The organism is Candidatus Contendobacter odensis Run_B_J11, assembly GCF_000531125.1.
GTDB classification, from domain to species: Bacteria; Pseudomonadota; Gammaproteobacteria; order Competibacterales; family Competibacteraceae; genus Contendibacter; species Contendibacter odensensis.
Genome location: NZ_CBTK010000214.1, coordinates 1 through 2,463, shown reverse-complemented (window position 1 = coordinate 2,463; position 2,463 = coordinate 1). Strand labels below are relative to the sequence as shown.

3 protein-coding genes and 1 pseudogene are annotated in these 2,463 nt (G+C 52.8%); all 4 read right to left on the bottom strand.

All coding sequences use genetic code 11. The features are described 5' to 3' along the window. Positions 1-360 precede the first annotated feature (360 nt). Complete coding sequence (locus BN874_RS12750; RefSeq protein WP_034433979.1) at positions 361-612, bottom strand: type II toxin-antitoxin system YafQ family toxin; 252 nt, start codon at positions 610-612, stop codon at positions 361-363. 140 nt (positions 613-752) lie between these two features. Further along, positions 753-1,013, bottom strand: coding sequence for a type II toxin-antitoxin system RelB/DinJ family antitoxin (locus BN874_RS12745; protein WP_034433977.1), 261 nt, complete (start codon positions 1,011-1,013; stop codon positions 753-755). Positions 1,014-1,093: 80 nt separating this feature from the next. After that, positions 1,094-1,570, bottom strand: a complete 477-nt coding sequence (locus tag BN874_RS12740) for a hypothetical protein (RefSeq protein ID WP_034433975.1) — start codon at positions 1,568-1,570, stop codon at positions 1,094-1,096. 277 nt (positions 1,571-1,847) lie between these two features. Further along, positions 1,848-2,069 (bottom strand): annotated as a pseudogene (locus BN874_RS25755) (hypothetical protein); the annotation flags it as partial. Between the last annotated feature and the right edge of the window lie 394 nt (positions 2,070-2,463).

The following is a 2,463-nucleotide window of genomic DNA, read 5'->3' as shown; positions in this document are numbered from 1 at the left end:
TGTCCTATAGTCCATCAAGCTAATTTTTGGACGCAGAGATTATCCCTGTCCGAAAAGGGACAAAATCGTACGCTAACGACTCTAAATTCTTTTTAGGCAAAGGCTTCCAATCGCTGCCTGCTTCGGTGTCAGATTGGAGCGTACCTAACTTGGCGTCAGCCAGAGGCCGAAAATGCGTCAGATTGGGGTGGATTCTGGCTTTTTCTGACACTTGTTGCAGCACTTCTTAAATTTCAACCTGACACTTTGGACCTTACCGTACGATTTTTTCCGTTTCGTGAGGTGACCCCTTGTACCGAGCGTTGGAGGAATAGGCAGGATAGCGGGGTTCAATCGGCGGTCAGGCCCGTGACGAATGGCTCACAGACCCAATTCGCTATGGGAGCCGAGCCGGATCAGTTGTAGCTCAACGTCATCCGGCTTGCGATAAATCAATACCAAGTCCGGTTTGAGGTGGCAGTCCCGATGGTCTTTCCAGTCACCACTGAGGGCATGGTCACGATACTTTTCAGCCAGAGGCTGGTCTTGGGCCAGCGTCTCGATGAGGCTGACGAAATCGCGTTGCAGTGTCTGCCGATGCGGACCCTTAGAGACTGTCGCAAAACTCGCCATTGATTTTGAACAAAAATTTAGCGCGGAACCCGCTTCTAGCCAGTTTTAACCCGACTCCACCATTAAGCAGATCAATAACTTAGTTTTTAGACAGTCTCTTAGCTTCACGTTTCAGATCACGCTTGAATGGACTCGACTGCTTAATCGTCCGCATCGAGTACGGCTTGCAGTTGGTCGAGCGTCACCGTTTCCAAGTGGCCCCGGCGGGCATCCCGCATGGCTTCAAGAGTGATCGCGTTCGGTGCCAGTGGCTCAAAGGGCAGCGTCTTTTCATGGGCAACGCGAGTCAGCAGCAGCCGGAAGGCATCGGATACGGTCAGTCCCATCGCCGCTAGGACCACGGTGGCCTCGGCCTTGATGTGTTCGTCGATCCGGGCGCGCACTACCGCATTGGCCGCCATGGTCTGCTCCTCCCCAGTTGTAACTACATTGTAGCCCAAATGCCCCACTCGTGCCGGGAATGTGGACCACCGCGCAAGCTTTATTTCCCTGTTTTCCTGTAGACAAAGACATAGCCACCGTGTCCTACTTGACAAAGTATCACCTTGACCGGACCCGGCATTTCTTTTTCCGCACTAGGACCCAGATGAAACCCCCGATCCCCCGTCTGTTTTACCTTCAGCACGCGGACATGATAGAAGGCCAGTTTGCGCTTGACGCTATAGTCGGCGTCTGATCCGACCTCTATCAATAACTGGTCGTAGAAAGTACCCACCTGCCATTTCGGCTCCGTTGATGGAATCCCCATGATCGGAATCGCTAAGGTGATTTTTTTGCCGCTGCGGTTCAAATTCGATAACAGCAGCTCGGTGGTGGCATCGGCATCTGGGGCAAAATCGAAAGTCCAGTTGATCTTTTCTGCGTCTCCCAGACTTATGCCCGCCAAGCTCCAGAACTGGGGCTGATCTTCGGGATAAGCCGGATCGATAACCGCGTAGTTGTAACGGTATTTACTCATATTGCTTGACCCCTTTTCATTCCCAGCTAGGCAACATGGACCCCTTTCGCCAATACGGGTTAACGGCCTATTTGTGGGAAAGTTTGCGTCACATACCCCTCATGGAGAACTCCCAAAAATCAGGAGTTCTCTGTAGGTTCCATTGGTTTCGACAAATTTACTGGGTTTTATTTCTCAATCCTTTTAAGGTCAACTAGGCCGCCTTCACCGTCGCTCCTTTTGAGCAGCTCAGCCCGTTGACCTAGGGGTTTGAGTAGCAATGGGACGGAAAGTCCTCTTAAGCCCACGTCACGCTATGAAAAGCTATAGAGTACCGCTCATCGGGATTTTGCGCCGGATTGCGCAGCGGGCGCAGTTTGCCTTTGGCGACCGATTCGGGCATCCAGAAGGAGTACCCCCCGAGAACATGAATGTGTCCGTGGATCAGCGGCGAAAGCCTCGCGACATCCTCGTCCCTGACCATGCAACCCTCCCTGCGCAATGGGGCGAGCGCCACTTCATGGCTTTCATCGTTTCACTCCTATCGGCCGGACGGGTCCTTTCGTACCGCCACTCGAGGGCGAGTTGACGTAGAACATTGAACCCGCTCCATCCGTGGGCGGTTCGTCGCGTTGAGCATCCGATAGGGTGCGGTAGTGATGTTTCCAGGATTTCTTTGCTAATTAATGAGATATAAGGGATGACCTTTCCTAAAGGATGGGTTTCAAGTACGTCCTTTTATCCATCCCGCCGAGAGTGAACCGGAACCCTCAGGCATCGCTGATCTTATCGCACACGGGCTTGATCAGGGGATAGGAGGGGTTTAGGGCGCAACGGAACAGAAAAGGCATTTATGAGGTGCCCCTCGTTTTTCGCTTTCCAACAAGCCGCGCTTAAGCCGCCTTTGGGTGCTG

Excerpts from the sequence above, each read along its gene's own strand:
- BN874_RS12745 (WP_034433977.1), bottom strand. The coding sequence starts at position 1,013 with ATGGCGGCCAATGCGGTAGTGCGCGCCCGGATCGACGAACACATCAAG.
- BN874_RS12750 (WP_034433979.1), bottom strand. The coding sequence starts at position 612 with ATGGCGAGTTTTGCGACAGTCTCTAAGGGTCCGCATCGGCAGACACTG.
- BN874_RS12740 (WP_034433975.1), bottom strand. The coding sequence starts at position 1,570 with ATGAGTAAATACCGTTACAACTACGCGGTTATCGATCCGGCTTATCCC.